The organism is Neisseria sp. HMSC064D07, assembly GCF_001837185.1.
In the GTDB taxonomy this organism is placed as follows: Bacteria; Pseudomonadota; Gammaproteobacteria; order Burkholderiales; family Neisseriaceae; genus Neisseria; species Neisseria flavescens_C.
On the sequence record NZ_KV831697.1, the window covers coordinates 28,927 to 43,179 of the forward strand.

Annotated in this window: 16 protein-coding genes; 9 read left to right on the forward strand and 7 right to left on the reverse strand. The window is 49.2% G+C overall.

What is annotated here, in order from left to right; genetic code table 11:
* Nucleotides 1–424: 424 nt before the first annotated feature.
* Nucleotides 425–982 carry a hypothetical protein gene (locus tag HMPREF2608_RS06860; RefSeq protein ID WP_070826444.1) on the forward strand — a complete coding sequence of 186 codons (558 nt, stop codon included), beginning with the start codon at nt 425–427 and terminating at the stop codon, nt 980–982.
* A gap of 83 nt (nt 983–1,065) precedes the next feature.
* Here the strand turns inward: HMPREF2608_RS06860 and HMPREF2608_RS06865 are convergent, their stop codons facing one another.
* From HMPREF2608_RS06865 to HMPREF2608_RS06875, 3 genes are all read right to left on the reverse strand, one after another.
* A complete protein-coding gene (locus HMPREF2608_RS06865) occupies nt 1,066–2,376 on the reverse strand; it encodes an NCS2 family permease (RefSeq protein WP_004519556.1) in 1,311 nt (436 codons plus the stop codon).
* 228 nt (nt 2,377–2,604) lie between these two features.
* Complete coding sequence (gene miaB, locus HMPREF2608_RS06870; RefSeq protein ID WP_003684389.1) at nt 2,605–3,927, reverse strand: tRNA (N6-isopentenyl adenosine(37)-C2)-methylthiotransferase MiaB; 1,323 nt, start codon at nt 3,925–3,927, stop codon at nt 2,605–2,607.
* A 73-nt stretch (nt 3,928–4,000) separates the two neighbouring features.
* A complete protein-coding gene (locus HMPREF2608_RS06875) occupies nt 4,001–4,396 on the reverse strand; it encodes a hypothetical protein (protein ID WP_049333912.1) in 396 nt (131 codons plus the stop codon).
* Nucleotides 4,397–4,594: 198 nt separating this feature from the next.
* Between HMPREF2608_RS06875 and hemL the strand changes: the two genes are divergently transcribed.
* The gene (gene hemL, locus HMPREF2608_RS06880) at nt 4,595–5,878 is read left to right on the forward strand and encodes a glutamate-1-semialdehyde 2,1-aminomutase (RefSeq protein ID WP_049336068.1); all 1,284 of its coding nucleotides are present in this window, start codon (nt 4,595–4,597) and stop codon (nt 5,876–5,878) included.
* A 78-nt stretch (nt 5,879–5,956) separates the two neighbouring features.
* Here hemL and HMPREF2608_RS06885 read toward each other — a convergent pair whose 3' ends face one another.
* Complete coding sequence (locus HMPREF2608_RS06885) at nt 5,957–6,421, reverse strand: universal stress protein (RefSeq protein WP_003680896.1); 465 nt, start codon at nt 6,419–6,421, stop codon at nt 5,957–5,959.
* A gap of 186 nt (nt 6,422–6,607) precedes the next feature.
* Between HMPREF2608_RS06885 and HMPREF2608_RS06890 the strand changes: the two genes are divergently transcribed.
* The 7 genes from HMPREF2608_RS06890 (at nt 6,608) to rpmG (ending at nt 11,361) form a co-directional block, all read left to right on the forward strand.
* Nucleotides 6,608–7,384, forward strand: coding sequence for a tRNA threonylcarbamoyladenosine dehydratase (locus tag HMPREF2608_RS06890; protein ID WP_070826431.1), 777 nt, complete (start codon nt 6,608–6,610; stop codon nt 7,382–7,384).
* Nucleotide 7,385: 1 nt separating this feature from the next.
* The gene (locus HMPREF2608_RS06895; protein WP_070765257.1) at nt 7,386–7,859 is read left to right on the forward strand and encodes a hypothetical protein; all 474 of its coding nucleotides are present in this window, start codon (nt 7,386–7,388) and stop codon (nt 7,857–7,859) included.
* 50 nt (nt 7,860–7,909) lie between these two features.
* Nucleotides 7,910–8,371, forward strand: coding sequence for a hypothetical protein (locus HMPREF2608_RS06900; protein ID WP_070826432.1), 462 nt, complete (start codon nt 7,910–7,912; stop codon nt 8,369–8,371).
* A gap of 92 nt (nt 8,372–8,463) precedes the next feature.
* The gene (locus tag HMPREF2608_RS06905) at nt 8,464–9,366 is read left to right on the forward strand and encodes a segregation and condensation protein A (protein WP_070826433.1); all 903 of its coding nucleotides are present in this window, start codon (nt 8,464–8,466) and stop codon (nt 9,364–9,366) included.
* The gene (brnQ, locus tag HMPREF2608_RS06910) at nt 9,363–10,691 is read left to right on the forward strand and encodes a branched-chain amino acid transport system II carrier protein (RefSeq protein WP_070826434.1); all 1,329 of its coding nucleotides are present in this window, start codon (nt 9,363–9,365) and stop codon (nt 10,689–10,691) included. Before HMPREF2608_RS06905 ends, brnQ begins: the two co-directional genes overlap by 4 nt.
* Nucleotides 10,692–10,941: 250 nt before the next feature.
* Nucleotides 10,942–11,175, forward strand: a complete 234-nt coding sequence (gene rpmB, locus HMPREF2608_RS06920; RefSeq protein WP_002216391.1) for a 50S ribosomal protein L28 — start codon at nt 10,942–10,944, stop codon at nt 11,173–11,175.
* A gap of 30 nt (nt 11,176–11,205) precedes the next feature.
* Entirely contained in the window at nt 11,206–11,361 is a 156-nt protein-coding gene (gene rpmG / locus HMPREF2608_RS06925; RefSeq protein WP_003684373.1) for a 50S ribosomal protein L33, read from the forward strand.
* A 228-nt stretch (nt 11,362–11,589) separates the two neighbouring features.
* Here the strand turns inward: rpmG and nqrM are convergent, their stop codons facing one another.
* The 3 genes from nqrM to nqrF all read right to left on the reverse strand — a co-directional run bounded on the left by nqrM (nt 11,590) and on the right by nqrF (nt 14,247).
* Nucleotides 11,590–11,811, reverse strand: a complete 222-nt coding sequence (gene nqrM / locus HMPREF2608_RS06930) for a (Na+)-NQR maturation NqrM (RefSeq protein ID WP_070826435.1) — start codon at nt 11,809–11,811, stop codon at nt 11,590–11,592.
* 17 nt (nt 11,812–11,828) lie between these two features.
* A complete protein-coding gene (locus tag HMPREF2608_RS06935) occupies nt 11,829–12,896 on the reverse strand; it encodes an FAD:protein FMN transferase (RefSeq protein WP_084824598.1) in 1,068 nt (355 codons plus the stop codon).
* Between the two features lie 133 nt (nt 12,897–13,029).
* Nucleotides 13,030–14,247: an NADH:ubiquinone reductase (Na(+)-transporting) subunit F gene (gene nqrF / locus HMPREF2608_RS06940; RefSeq protein WP_049352532.1), complete on the reverse strand. Its 1,218-nt coding sequence runs from the start codon at nt 14,245–14,247 to the stop codon at nt 13,030–13,032.
* Nucleotides 14,248–14,253: the final 6 nt, after the last annotated feature.

Genomic DNA, 14,253 nt, shown 5'->3' on the forward strand with positions numbered 1-14,253 from the left:
ACCGGGGTTCGATTCCCCGTGGGCGTGCCAGTTTCCAAAAAAACGCAATCTATTTCAGATTGCGTTTTTTTATTGCATTTACTGTTTGTGTTCTAAGGCCGTCTGAAACGCTTAGCAACTCAAGAGACAGAAGTGTGTAAAATCAATTGCCCAGACTTTTTGTCGTCTATATGCGCTTTTCAATCTTATTTTACCCTTGTCAAAACCAGATTTATTGACAATAGTATTCATCTTAAAAATTCCCAAACCTGAATTTACATGATTTCATATTTATAATTTCTTGATTTTATAAAATAAAAATATTTATTTGAACTTTTCCTAAAAAATGCCGTCTGAGATAAAGACAAGACGGAATATCTCTGTTAATGTGTAAATGTCAGCCGGCGTTTGCCGGTTTTTTATTGAAACCATTTGGGAGTCAATTATGAATATGAATGTTAAATTAATCGTTCCTGCCGTTTTGGCGGCTGTTGCTCTGACTGCATGCAGCAGCGGTTCTAAAGCCAAACCTGAAGCCAAAGCTGCGCCTACTGCGCAACAACAAACTCAAGCTCAGGCTCAACAAGCTCAAGCTCCAGTGCCTAATACTTTGAAAGTAGACTCTATCGACGGTACTAAAGAAGTTCACTACAAATGCGGTAAAGACGGCAAAGAGCCTCTGAGCGTAATGTACGGTTTCAAAGGCAACGAAGTTGTTGCTGCACAAGTAAAATACAAAGGCCAATTAACTGAAAACCTGTTCCGTATCACGGACAGCAGCAAAGATGTAAACGCATTCTGGGGCGGCAATGTTGCTTGGGTTGCTGAAGCAGCTACTGCAGCCAACGTAGACAAAGTTGACGGCAACATGCTGACTATCCGCGGTACTACCGAAGTAAACGGCAAACAAGAAGTGGTTGATCAAATCGTTACCCGCTTCTGCGCATTGGACAAAGGCGCGAAAGCTGCCGCTAAACCAGCCGCTAAAAAAGTGAAAAAATAATCTTTTATCGACAGCTTTAAACGCTGGGTAAAATAAAACAGGCCGTCTGAAAAGTTTTCAGACGGCCTGTTTTTTTGAGCGGTTTAACCCAAGAACCAGAATTTCAGTGCCCACAATACGGCGACAATCCATACCATAGGCGGTACGTCTTGGGTGCGGTTGCACAAGAGTTTGATGAGTGCGTAGCTGATAAAGCCAAACGCAATACCGTCGGCAATCGAGTAGGTAAACGGCATGAAGACGATGGTCAGGAATGCCGGTGCGGCTTCGGTCATGTCGTCCCAATCGATTTCGCGCGCGCTGCGCAACATTTGCGCGCCAACATAGAGCAGGGCGGGTGCGGTAGCGAATGCAGGAATGCTTTGAACCAGCGGGGAGAAAATCAGACAGGCAAGCATCAGTACGCCGACGGTAACGGCAGTCAGGCCGGTACGGCCGCCGGCAGAAACGCCTGCCGCGCTTTCAACGTAAGGGGTGGTAGAAGAAGTACCCAAGGCGGCGCCTGCAACGATGGCGGTAGAGTCGGCAAGCAGGGCGCGTTTCAAACGCGGCAGTTTGCCGTCTTGCAACAGGCCTGCGCGGTGGGAAACGCCGACCAATGTGCCGGTAGAGTCAAACAGGTCAACCAGGAAGAATACAAAAATCACGCTGACCATGCTGACGGTGAATAAGCCTTTGAAGTCCATCTGCATGAATGTTGGTGCAATGCTCGGAACTTCGCCGACCACGCCTTTGAACTCGCTCAAGCCCAAGATGGTGGAGACGGCGGTCAGCGTTAGAATGGTAATGATGATAGAGCCTTTAACGCGGAAGTGGCCAAGTGCAACCACCATGACAAAGCCTGCCATCGCCAGCAGGGCGGTGGGCTGGTGGATGTCGCCCAAGCCGACCAATGTGGCAGGATTAGCCACAATCACGCCTGCGCCTTTGAGTGCAATCAATGCCAAGAAGAGGCCGATACCTGCGGCAATCGACATTTTCAAGCCCATAGGCAGGGCGTTGACCAGCATTTCGCGTACTTTAAAGAAGCTGAACAGGATGAAAATAATGCCTGAAATGAAAACGGCACCCAAAGCCACACGCCAGTCCACGCCCATGCCTTTGACGACGGCAAAGGTAAAGTAGGCGTTCAAACCCATGCCCGGAGCGAGGGCAATCGGGTAGTTGCCGACAAAGCCCATCACGAAACAGCCGATGGCGGAGGCGATACAGGTGGCCACAAATACTGCGCCCATATCCATGCCGGTTTCGCCCAAAATCAGGGGATTGACGATGATGATGTAGCACATGGCGAGGAAGGTTGTCACACCGGCCATAATTTCCGTGCGGACGTTGGTCTGATTGGCGTTGAGGTTGAATAATCTTTCCAAAACGCTTTGATTTGAAGAACTCATTTCGAGATATTCCTTTGGGGAAAGCCGTTTAAGGACGGTATCAGCGGGTTTAACTGCCGGAAGCTCGGATTTGCTCCTTAACTTCTCAACAGATAAGGGAATTTTCGGGCGGTATTATACTGAAAAGCCTTTTGTTCGGGTAATAAAAATACATGAATCAGATAATGCCGGGCCAAGCCAAGATAAAGGCCGTCTGAACAGTTTCAGACGGCCTTTGTTTGTGTGTGCTTATACCGGTTTGCCTTTCAGGGAGAAGGTGTAGGCTTCGGTGATTTCCAAATCGATCATTTGGTTGATCATGTCGGGTGTGCCGGTAAAGTTGACCACGCGGTTGTTGGCGGTACGGGCTTGCAGTTGGTCAGGGTCTTTTTTGGAGATACCTTCAACCAAGCAGCGTTGAACCGTGCCGATCATGGTTTGATTGATGCGCGCGGTTTCGGCTTCGATGACTTCGTTCAAAGCTTCGAGGCGGCGCACTTTTTCTTCGTGCGGCGTGTCGTCGTGCAGGTTGGCGGCAGGCGTACCTGGGCGCGGACTGTAAATAAAGACGAAGCTCAAGTCGAAGGCAATGTCTTTCACCAGTTTCAAGGTTTGCTCGAACTCGCGCTCGGTCTCGCCCGGGAAGCCGACGATAAAGTCGGAGCTGAGGCACAAATCAGGACGGATGGCGCGCAGTTTGCGGATGATGGATTTGTATTCCAAGGCGGTGTAGCCGCGTTTCATTGCGCTCAATACGCGGTCGGAACCGCTTTGAATCGGCAGGTGCAGGTGGGAAACCAGCTTCGGCAGGTCGCGGTAGCACTCGATAATCGCGTCGGTAAATTCGCGCGGATGGCTGGTGGTAAAGCGCAGGCGTTCGATGCCGGGGATTTCGTGGACGATGCGCAACAAAGTGGCAAAGTCGCAGATTTCGCCGTTTTCCATTTCGCCGCGATAGGCATTGACGTTTTGGCCTAAGAGGTTGATTTCTTTAACGCCTTGTTGCGCCAAACCGGCAATTTCGGTCAATACGTCGTTGAGCGGGCGGGAGAATTCTTCGCCGCGGGTATAAGGGACGACGCAGTAAGAGCAGTATTTGGAACAGCCTTCCATAATGGAAATGAATGCCGAACCGCCTTCTACGCGCGCAGGCGGCAGGTGGTCGAATTTCTCGATTTCGGGGAAGGAAATGTCGATTTGAGACAGACCGGTGGTTTCTTTATCGACGATGAGTTTGGGCAGGCGGTGCAGCGTTTGCGGGCCGAAAACCACGTCCACATACGGAGCGCGTTTGACGATGTTCTCACCTTCTTGAGAGGCAACGCAGCCGGCAACGCCGATGATGAGGTCGGGATTTTTTTCTTTGAGCGGACGTACGCGGCCTAAGTCGGAGAAGACTTTCTCTTGCGCTTTTTCACGCACGGAGCAGGTGTTGAACAAGATGATGTCGGCGTCGTCAGGTTGGGTAACCTGCTCGATGCCGCCGTGTTCTTCGGCGAGGACGGACAGCATTTTTTCGCTGTCGTACTCGTTCATTTGGCACCCGAAGGTGCGGATAAATACTTTTTTCATGGTTTGTTTTGATTGACTTGCTTGTTGTAAAAGGGTTCAGACGGCCTGTGCAATACTCTGGTCGTCTGAAAAATTATTCTTCCGCCTTTTTCTGCTTTTTGGCGTGTTCGATGAATCTGTCAGCTTCGGCGTCGGTCAAAATCCAGATTTCGCGGACGAGGCGGCTTTCTTCGTTGTATTTGAACGCAACGGCTTTGCCGGTTTGATTCAGCAGGCGGCCCATCGGAATGAAACGGTCGTTTTCATCGTGGATTTTGGTGAAGCGGGTGATTTGCAGTTTGGCCGCGTTGCCGTCCACAATGCCCAAGGTCAGCAGGCGCGTCCAAGAAAAACCGCCTTTGCTGACTTTCAGATAAGGCAAATCGACAGTCTTTAAAACGGCCACATCCATATCGTCAGGCAGGCTGCGTTGTGCATGGACGAGGGAGGACGCCAAAAGGGCGAGGCTGAGTATGAATCCGCGTAACATGATGCTTTTCTTTTATTGTTTCAATAGGTCGCGGATTATAGCACAAGCAGGAAAAATGTGGATAGAGTGTTTGTTTTTAAAGAATAATTTTGATTTTGCGCCCGATTCTTATTTTGAAGCTTGGGCCGTCTGAAAAGGATTTGGTGTTAAAATGGCTCCGATTTGATTTTCAGACGACCTCTTACGAAAGAATTGACTATGAACCGTAATGAAAGCTTGTTCAACCGCGCCAAAGCCATTATTCCCGGCGGCGTGAACTCTCCTGTGCGCGCATTCGGCAGCGTCGGCGGCGTACCGCGCTTTATCAAAAAGGCAGAAGGCGCATATGTTTGGGACGAAAACGGCACGCGTTATACCGACTATGTCGGCTCTTGGGGCCCTGCGATTGTCGGCCATGCCCATCCTGAAGTCATTGAGGCCGTACGCGAAGCAGCATTGGGCGGTTTGTCGTTTGGTGCGCCGACTGAAGGCGAAATTGTCATTGCCGAAGAAATCGCTAAAATCATGCCGTCCGTCGAGCAGCTGCGCCTTGTCAGCTCCGGTACGGAAGCAACGATGACCGCTATCCGTTTGGCACGCGGTTTTACCGGCCGCGACAAAATCATCAAGTTTGAAGGCTGCTACCACGGCCATTCCGACAGCCTGTTGGTGAAAGCAGGCAGTGGCCTGTTGACGTTTGGCAATCCTTCTTCCGCCGGCGTGCCTGCCGACTTTACCAAACACACTTTGGTACTTGAATACAACAATATCGCCCAACTGGAAGAAGCCTTTGCGCAAAGCGGCAATGACATTGCCTGTGTGATTTTGGAGCCTTTTGTCGGCAATATGAATCTGGTTAGGCCGTCTGAAGCCTTTGTCAAAGCCTTGCGCGAATTGACTGAAAAACACGGTGCTGTGTTGATTTACGATGAAGTGATGACCGGCTTCCGCGTGGCGCTGGGCGGCGCGCAATCTTTGCACGGCATCAAACCTGATTTGACCACCATGGGTAAGGTGATCGGCGGCGGTATGCCTTTGGCGGCGTTCGGCGGCCGTAAAGACATTATGGAATGTATTTCCCCGTTGGGCGGCGTGTATCAGGCAGGTACATTGTCCGGCAATCCGATTGCGGTTGCAGCCGGTTTGAAAACGCTGGAAATCATTCAGCGCGAAGGCTTCTATGAAAACCTGACTGCCTTAACCCAACGCCTTGCCAACGGTATTGCCGATGCGGCTAAAGCACATGGCGTTGAATTTACGGCGGACAGCGTGGGTGGTATGTTTGGTTTGTATTTTGCCAGCCATACGCCGCAAAACTATGCTGACATGGCGCGTTCCAATATCGACGGTTTCAAACATTTCTTCCACGGTATGCTCGACCGCAATGTCGCATTCGGCCCGTCAGCTTACGAAGCCGGTTTTGTTTCCGCCGCGCATACGCCTGAGCTGATTGACGAAACCATTGCTGTGGCACACGAAGTGTTCAAAGAAATGGCAAAATAAAAGCTGAAGCTGTCATGTGAAAAAAGGCCGTCTGAAAAATATTCAGACGGCCTTTCGCTATTTTAAATCAATGCTTGATTATGCTTCTTCGGCTTTACTGCGGATAATCAGCAGAGGCAGGTGGCTTTGACGCATTACGGTTTCGGCGAAGCTGCCCATCAGCAGGTGCATCAGGCCCGTGCGGCCGTGTGTGCCGAGTACCAACAGGTCTGCGCCGTTGTTGTCGGCGTAGTCAACCAAGTCTTGCGCCATTTCGCGCGCGCCTTTGTTGGCGACCAACAGGTGTTTCACGATGTTTTCAACGCCGCTTTCACGCGCTGTTTTTTCTGCGAAATCCAAAACTTCGTTACCTTGGGCAACGGCGGCGGCTTCGTAGCTTTCGTGTTGCAGGAATTCAGGAGCCAAAGCCATGTATTCGGCAGGGTTGGCAACGTGAACCAAAGTCAGTTGGGCTTTGTTGAGGCTTGCCAGTTCGGCGGCATGTTTCAATGCATTGAGGGAAGTCTCGCTACCGTCAACGGCTACAACCAGATGTTTGTACATATTTATTCTCCTTTTGCGCCGAGTAGCGGCACTTTCGTTTAATATGAAATCAGAACTTGTCTGAATGTGAAACGATTATAAACTCTTTCGGGCGGGTACAACAGCCCATCTGCTTTCAAGTATAATGTCAGTCCGATTCGCCTGTGGCGTTTTTCATTAATTTATTGATATATCACAAGGTTACTTATGCAGGAAGCCGCTTTTCTTTCTTCGCGCCGCTTTGGTGGCATTGCCAGACTTTACGGAGACGAAGCACTGGCGCGCTTTTCGCGTGCGCATGTGTGCGTGGTCGGCGTCGGCGGCGTCGGCTCGTGGGCGGTGGAGGCTTTGGCGAGGAGCGGTATCGGTCGTTTAACGCTGATTGATTTGGACAACGTTGCTGAGTCCAATGTCAACCGCCAGTTGCACGCTTTGACCGATGATTTCGGTAAGGCAAAAGTTACCGCTCTGCACGAACGCATTGCCCAAATCAATCCGCAATGCGAAGTGACGGAAATCGAAGATTTTGTGACCGAAGACAATCTGGACGAACTTTTCAGACGGCCTTTTGACTTTGTCATCGACGCCATCGACCAAATCCGTGTCAAAGCGGCGATGGCGGCGTATTTCGTGCAACATAAACAACCGTTTATTATCAGCGGCGGCGCGGGCGGACAGAAAAATCCGGCTTTAATCCAAACCACCGATTTGAGCCGCGTTACCCACGATCCGCTGCTTTCCAATTTGCGCTATACCTTGCGCAAACGCTACGGCTTCAGCCGCGATACCAAAGAAAAAATGCGTGTGCCTTGCGTTTATTCAACCGAGAATATTACGCCGCCGCAATCCGGCGAAGCGTGTTCGACCGATGCCGCGCCGCAAGGTTTGTCCTGCGCGGGCTATGGGGCGAGTATGCTGGTAACGGCTTCGTTTGGATTGTATTGTGCGCAGGCAGCAGTGGAGCATATCGCGGGGCGGAAGTGAGATGAATCGATTTTTTAAAGCCTACTTTATCAGTAGCCTGATTTATGCGGTTGTCTTCGGTTTGTTGATGTACGGTGTCGGTTTGTTGCTTACAGGATTCGAATGTTTTGATATTGACGCTGAAAATGAACAGCGTCTACAGTATTGTTCACGAGCTCATGAAATGTCGGCTTTTGAGAAAACGTCTTTGAAGTTTTTCTTCTTTCCGTTTTTATCTGTAATGTCATTGTCCCTACTCAATGCCGGCATTATGAAGTGGACCAAACGCTGTACAACTTTGACGACTCTTGCCTTGCCTATCATCGAATGGTGGATTGTTTGGTTTGTTTTATTACTGTGGGAGTGGAGTAGTCTGGATAGTAGTTGGACGGCAATAACGGGAGTTATTTTTTTTGGATTGCCTGTTTATGGCATGGCAGCAGTTCAAGCCCTGAATGTGTTGGACTCTTCTGCAAATGCCAATCAGAAAATTTGATGTGGGTTTAAGCCTTTTGAAATTTATTTTTTCAGACGACCTTTTTGCTTATGAACCGATTTTTTAAAGCCTACTTTATCGCCAGTCTGATTTATGCGGTATGGTTCGGCGTGTTGATGTATGCCGTCGATCCGATGTTTCTCGATGTGATGGAATGCAATACGCTGCCGGGCGATTATTTGTGTGTGCAAAGCGGTTATGACCGCCCATTCACCACTTTTCTTTATCCGTTTCTGTCCGTCGTGATATTCAGCCTTTTACACGCCGGGATCATGAAATGGCGCAAACGCCGTTCGGTTAAAATGATTTGGTTTTTGGTCGGCTGCGAAAGTTTGCTGCTGTTGGCTTTGATAGTGGCGATGCTTGCGAGGGATGGTTTTGTATTGTCCCGCGATATCGGCTCAGTACTGACGGGTACGGTTTTCGCCAGTCTGCCGCTGTTGGGTATGGCCTTGGCCCAGACCTTTGCCGTCGCCATTGTTTCTTTGCAAATCAATCGTAAAAAACGCTGATTTTTATATTAAAAACGGCTTGTCCTCGTTTCAGACGGCCTTTTATTGATGAAACTTCTTACTAAACTTAAAAAGAAAAAGACCCTTTAACCATGCCTTCAGAACACCTTATTTCTTCCACTGCCGCAACGCCGTCTGAACATACCGTTGCGTGGGTGTTCGGTCAGCCTGTTACTGATGTGCCGCAGGATTTGTTTATTCCGCCTGATGCGTTGAAGGTGGTATTGAGCAGCTTCCAAGGGCCGTTGGATTTGTTGCTGTACCTTATCCGCAAGCAAAATATCGATGTTCTCGATATTCCGATGGTGAAGATTACCGAGCAGTATCTGCACTATATTGCCCAAATGGAAGCGTATCAGTTTGATTTGGCGGCGGAATACCTGCTGATGGCGGCGATGTTGATTGAAATTAAATCGCGCCTGCTGTTGCCGCGTCCTGAAGAAGTTGAGGATGAAGAGGCGGATCCGCGTGCCGAGTTGGTGCGCCGTCTGTTGGCTTACGAACAGATGAAGCTGGCGGCTCAGGGTTTGGACGCGTTGCCGCGTGCCGGACGTGATTTTGCTTGGGCGTATTTGCCGTTGGAAATTGCGGTCGAAGCGAAGTTGCCGGAAGTGTACATTGCCGATTTGACGCAGGCTTGGTTGGGTATTTTGTCGCGTGCCAAGCATACGCGCAGTCATGAAGTGGTGCGGGAAACCATTTCCGTGCGCGCTCAAATGACGGCGATTTTGCGTCGCTTGAACGAAAGCGGCATCAGCAAGTTTAGCGATTTGTTTAAGCTGGAGCAGGGTGCGACGTATGTGGTGGTCAATTTTATTGCATTGCTGGAATTGGCTAAAGAAGGCTTGGTGCGTATCGTACAGCCTGAAAATTATGGTGAAATCGAAATCAGCCTGAAAGACGGTTTGGAAACAAATGAAGCCGAAATGTTTTCAGACGGCCTTGAAATCGATGAAACCGATAACGGGTATTTGGAAAAAGAGAATTTAAGATGAATTCGACGACAAGTCGCAGTAAGGCCTCTTTATGGGCGGTGGGCTTGATGCTGTTTGCGCTGTTTTTTGGCGCGGGTAACTTAATTTACCCTGCTTATTTGGGGCAGCAGGCCAGCGAAAACTGGCTTTCGGCAATGTTCGGCTTTTTGTTGACCGGGGCGGGGTTGCCATTGCTGGGCGTGATTGCCGTCGGCTATTCCGGCTCGCGCGATGTGGAAGCGCTGGCTTCCCGTGTTGCGCCTTGGTACGGCGTGACTTTTGCCGCTGCGCTTTACCTAGCAATCGGCCCCTTGTTTGCCATGCCGCGTACGGCGACAGTATCTTTTGAAACCGCGATTTCGCCTTTCATTGATGAATCTTGGAAAAACATCGCATTGGCCATATTCAGCCTGGTGTTTTTCGGTATTACTTATTGGTTGTCGATTTCCCCGGGTAAGCTGGTTGACCGCATTGGTAAAGTCCTCACGCCCGTTTTGTTGCTGGCAATTGCAATATTGGTCGGCTATGCCGCTATTAACCCGATGGGCGTGCCGCAGGCGGCGCAAGGCGATTTTGTCACTCATCCGTTGGTTAAAGGCATTTTGGAAGGCTACGGCACCATGGACGCGCTGGCTTCGCTGGTGTTTGCCATTATCGTCATCGATGCCGTTCGTGCCATGGGCGTGGACAACCGCGCGGACTTGCTGAAGACAACGACGATTTCCGGTGTGTTGGCGGCTTCTTGTTTGGCAGTGGTTTACCTGTTTATCGGCTATATGGGCGCGACAGGTGTGGCCGGTATCGGCTTGCAGGAAAACGGCGCGTCGGTTTTGTCTAAAACCGCACAGCACTATTTCGGTACGGCCGGTATTGTGTTGCTTGGTGTCATGGTGCTGCTTGCCTGTCTGAGTACGGCGGTTGGCTTGATTACTTCATGCGCCGAATATTTCAACCGTCTTTGCCCGGGTATTTCTTATAAAATTTTTGTGATACTGAATACAGTGGTGTCTATCCTGTTGGCCAACAAAGGCCTGTCAGCGATTTTGCAGTTTTCCATCCCTATGTTGATGCTGTTGTATCCGCTGACCATTGTCATCATTCTGCTGGCTTTGACAGATAAACTGTTTGGCGGCGGCCGTATTGTCTATTTCTGTACCATGATGGCGGCCCTTATGGTCGGTTTACTCGATGCCTATAAGGCCGCGTTTGGATTTGATGCCGAAACCGCGGCTGCCATCGAGCGCGCATTGCCGTTTTACAATATCGGTTTAGGGTGGGTTGTTCCCTCTTTAGCCTGCTTTATACTCGGCTGCATTTTGAATGCGGCGTTGAAGAAAAAAGCATGACGATAAACAGGCCGTCTGAAATGTTCAGACGGCCTGTTTATTTCGCCGACCACGCAAACGACAGATGATTTTTTTAAAGAAATCCGTTATAATTGAAAAGTTAAGGCTTTGCGGAATACCGTTTCGCAGATGCAACATATTGAGAAGATTTATTTCCACAAATCCCGTTTTTTCAGCAAACGACTTGAACTGAAGGCGGATTTCGTGGTATAAATCGCGTTTTACTATTTTAGAAGTTTGGAGACTAACCATGGCACGAGTTTGCAAAGTGACCGGTAAGCGCCCGATGTCTGGCAATAACGTATCACACGCCAACAACAAAACCAAACGTCGTTTTTTGCCTAACTTGCAATCACGTCGTTTCTGGGTAGAAAGTGAAAACCGCTGGGTTCGCCTGCGCGTTTCTAACGCTGCATTGCGCACCATCGATAAAGTAGGCATTGATGTCGTATTGGCTGATTTGCGTGCTCGCGGCGAAGCTTAATTTAAACACCATTAATTAAGGATTACTGCAATGCGCGATAAAATCAAACTGGAGTCCAGTGCTGGTACTGGTCACTTCTACACAACTACTAAAAACAAACGTACTATGCCTGGCAAACTGGAAATCAAAAAATTTGACCCAGTAGCCCGTAAACACGTTATTTACAAAGAAACTAAATTGAAATAATCCGGTTTCTTCCAAGAAAAAGCTCCTGTTTTGCAGGAGCTTTTCTTTTTGTTTTCTGATTGTTTTTTTGGGGGCTTGTTTTAAATGTGTATGCAAGATATTTTTGGATTGCTTTGGAAGGGGCAAAATAAAAGAGCGTGTATCTATTTGGGTCACGCTCTTTTATTTTTCAGACGGCCTGATGGGGGATAAGCGGTCTTAAATTACCAATAAACATTCAACAACGACTTAATGATCGACTTTGATGCCTTGATTGTCGGAATGTTGTTTTTTATCCAGCTCTTTTTGCAAGGTATCGCATGGCGTGTCGCAATCGCACATTTTCTTCATGCCGAGAGAGGAAATGCCGCCGCAGCTGCCTTTGATGGTGCGTTTGGAGAAGATATAGCCGACTGCCATGCCGAGGATGACAAGGATAAAGATACTGAAAGTAAGGAGGAGGGTTTTCATGTGTGTATTCCTGAGGGTTAGTTTAATAATTTCTTGAATGCGCTGGACATTTTAGTATGGTAGCCGCCTTGCGGAGTTCGGATGATAAGGAAAACGGCGAGATTTTCTTGCTCGGCAAGTTTAAGCGCTTCGGTTTCTCCGAGGACGAATAAGCCGGTTGAAAGGCCGTCTGCAAGTGTGGCATTTTCAGCTACTACGCTGATGGAAGCAAGGTTGTGGCTGATGGGTTGTTTGGTTTTAGGGTTGATGATATGGGAAAGGCGGCGGCCTGACTTATCGACATGGAAAATGCGGTAGTCGCCGGACGTAGCCAGTGATTTATTGTCCAATGGAATGGTGATTTGGGTGGCACCGCCTTGAACGATATTGGGCTGTTCGATGCCGATACGCCAAGGATTGCCTTGCGCATTGTGGCCTTTGCCATGCAACTCGCCTCCGATTTCTACCAAATAATTGCCGATATTGAGTTTTTCAAGTTCGGCGGCGGTTTTATCCACGCCAAAACCTTTGGCGATGGAGGATAGGTCTAAATAGACTTCGGGATGGGTTTTGGCGAGTGTAGGCTGCTGACCATCTTGGGAAAGTTTGAGTTTGTCCGTACCGACCATTTCTGAAGCATGTTGGATTTCTTGTGCAGTCGGTTCGTGCGTGATTTCTTTTTGCGGGCCGAATCCCCAAAGGTTGACCAAAGGGCCGACGGTTACGTCTAGTGCGCCGTGCGTCAGTTTGTTTAAACGCAAGGCTTCGCCGGTTACATAGGCAAAGTCTTGGGAAATAGGCATGGCCTGATTGACGGTGCGCAGCTGGTTGAATTGGCTGATTTCGGAATCGGTCTGGTAGGTAGACATTTGCCGATTGACTTCTTTAAGCGCATCATCAATGCGTTTTTGTATTTCGGCAGGGGAGGGGAGTTTGTCTTGGTCGTCTGAAAGATATTTGACGGTATAGGTTGTGCCCATGGTCTCGCCTTGCAGGGTAATGGTTTGTTGTTTTTCAGGTTGGCAGGCAGAGAGTGTGAGTGCGGAAACGATGGCAACGGTGCAACCGATTATCGGACGGTAAAACGAATTGGAAAGAAACGGCATAGGGGATTTGCGGATTATTTTTTGAAGCCTTTATTGTATCGTAAAAGAAAGGTTCAGGCCGTCTGAAAGTATGGTTTTCAGACGGCCTGGCAATAAAAAAGGAAGAAACCGAAGTTTCTTCCTTTTTTGTTTGTTAGCCGCCGAAATCGTCCAAGAGGATGTTTTCGTCTTCCACGCCCAAATCTTTGAGCATTTTGATCACAGACTGGTTCATGATCGGAGGGCCGCACATGTAGAATTCGCAGTCTTCCGGTGCTTCATGGTTTTTCAGGTGGTTTTCGTAAACCACGTTGTGAATGAAGCCTGTGTAGCCGTCCCAGTTGTCTTCAGGCAATGGGTCGGACAGGGCAACATGCCATGTGAAGTTCGGGAATTCTGCTGCGAGTTGGTCGAAGTCTTCGACATAGAACATCTCGCGTTTAGAACGTGCACCATACCAGAAGGTAATCTTACGTTTGGAGTTCAAACGTTTCAGCTGGTCGAAAATGTGGGAACGCATCGGAGCCATACCCGCACCACCGCCGATAAATACCATTTCGGCATCGGTATCTTTAGCAAAGAATTCGCCGAACGGGCCGGAGATGGTTACTTTGTCGCCGGGTTTGAGCGACCAGATGTAAGAAGACATTTGTCCCGGAGGCGCATCAGGTACGCGAGGAGGAGGCGTAGCGATACGAACGTTCAGCATAATGATGCCTTTTTCTTCAGGGTATGAAGCCATAGAGTAGGCACGCAAAATCGGCTCGTCCACTTTGGAAACGTATTGCCACAGATTGTATTTGTCCCAGTCTTCGTGGTATTCCTTAGGAATGTCGAAGTCTTTGTAGGCAACAGTGTGAGGAGGGGCTTCAATTTGAATGTAGCCGCCGGCGCGGAAAGGAACTTCTTCGCCTTCAGGAATGGCAAGCTTGAGTTCTTTAATGAACGTTGCTTTGTTGTCATTGGAGATGACAGTACATTCCCATTTTTTCACACCGAACACTTCTTCGGGTACCTCGATGTCCATGTCGGTTTTGACGTTAACTTGGCAGGACAGACGGCAGCCTTCGCGCGCTTCGCGTTTGCTGATGTGGGACAACTCGGTTGGCAGAATGTCGCCGCCGCCGCTTTTCACGACAACGCGGCACTGACCGCATGAGCCACCGCCACCGCAGGCGGAAGGAACGAAGATGCCTTGGCTGGCAAGCGCACCCAGCAGTTTGCCGCCGGCAGGCATCGTCAGCTCTTTTTCGTTATTGACTTTGATGGTGATGTCGCCTTCGCTCACCAACTTGGATTTGGCAAACAGAATCATCAGTGCCAAAACCAAGACGATGACGGTAAACATCACGATACCTAAAATAATCTCCATGCCGAT

Bases quoted from the DNA above. Each gene is read 5' to 3' on its own strand.
- brnQ (WP_070826434.1), top strand. From the start codon at position 9,363: ATGAATTCGACGACAAGTCGCAGTAAGGCCTCTTTATGGGCGGTGGGC.
- HMPREF2608_RS06885 (WP_003680896.1), bottom strand. From the start codon at position 6,421: ATGTACAAACATCTGGTTGTAGCCGTTGACGGTAGCGAGACTTCCCTC.
- HMPREF2608_RS06860 (WP_070826444.1), top strand. From the start codon at position 425: ATGAATATGAATGTTAAATTAATCGTTCCTGCCGTTTTGGCGGCTGTT.
- miaB (WP_003684389.1), bottom strand. From the start codon at position 3,927: ATGAAAAAAGTATTTATCCGCACCTTCGGGTGCCAAATGAACGAGTAC.
- HMPREF2608_RS06890 (WP_070826431.1), top strand. From the start codon at position 6,608: ATGCAGGAAGCCGCTTTTCTTTCTTCGCGCCGCTTTGGTGGCATTGCC.
- nqrM (WP_070826435.1), bottom strand. From the start codon at position 11,811: ATGAAAACCCTCCTCCTTACTTTCAGTATCTTTATCCTTGTCATCCTC.
- HMPREF2608_RS06865 (WP_004519556.1), bottom strand. From the start codon at position 2,376: ATGAGTTCTTCAAATCAAAGCGTTTTGGAAAGATTATTCAACCTCAAC.
- HMPREF2608_RS06900 (WP_070826432.1), top strand. From the start codon at position 7,910: ATGAACCGATTTTTTAAAGCCTACTTTATCGCCAGTCTGATTTATGCG.
- HMPREF2608_RS06875 (WP_049333912.1), bottom strand. From the start codon at position 4,396: ATGTTACGCGGATTCATACTCAGCCTCGCCCTTTTGGCGTCCTCCCTC.
- rpmG (WP_003684373.1), top strand. From the start codon at position 11,206: ATGCGCGATAAAATCAAACTGGAGTCCAGTGCTGGTACTGGTCACTTC.
- HMPREF2608_RS06895 (WP_070765257.1), top strand. From the start codon at position 7,386: ATGAATCGATTTTTTAAAGCCTACTTTATCAGTAGCCTGATTTATGCG.
- nqrF (WP_049352532.1), bottom strand. From the start codon at position 14,247: ATGGAGATTATTTTAGGTATCGTGATGTTTACCGTCATCGTCTTGGTT.
- HMPREF2608_RS06905 (WP_070826433.1), top strand. From the start codon at position 8,464: ATGCCTTCAGAACACCTTATTTCTTCCACTGCCGCAACGCCGTCTGAA.
- hemL (WP_049336068.1), top strand. From the start codon at position 4,595: ATGAACCGTAATGAAAGCTTGTTCAACCGCGCCAAAGCCATTATTCCC.
- HMPREF2608_RS06935 (WP_084824598.1), bottom strand. From the start codon at position 12,896: ATGCCGTTTCTTTCCAATTCGTTTTACCGTCCGATAATCGGTTGCACC.
- rpmB (WP_002216391.1), top strand. From the start codon at position 10,942: ATGGCACGAGTTTGCAAAGTGACCGGTAAGCGCCCGATGTCTGGCAAT.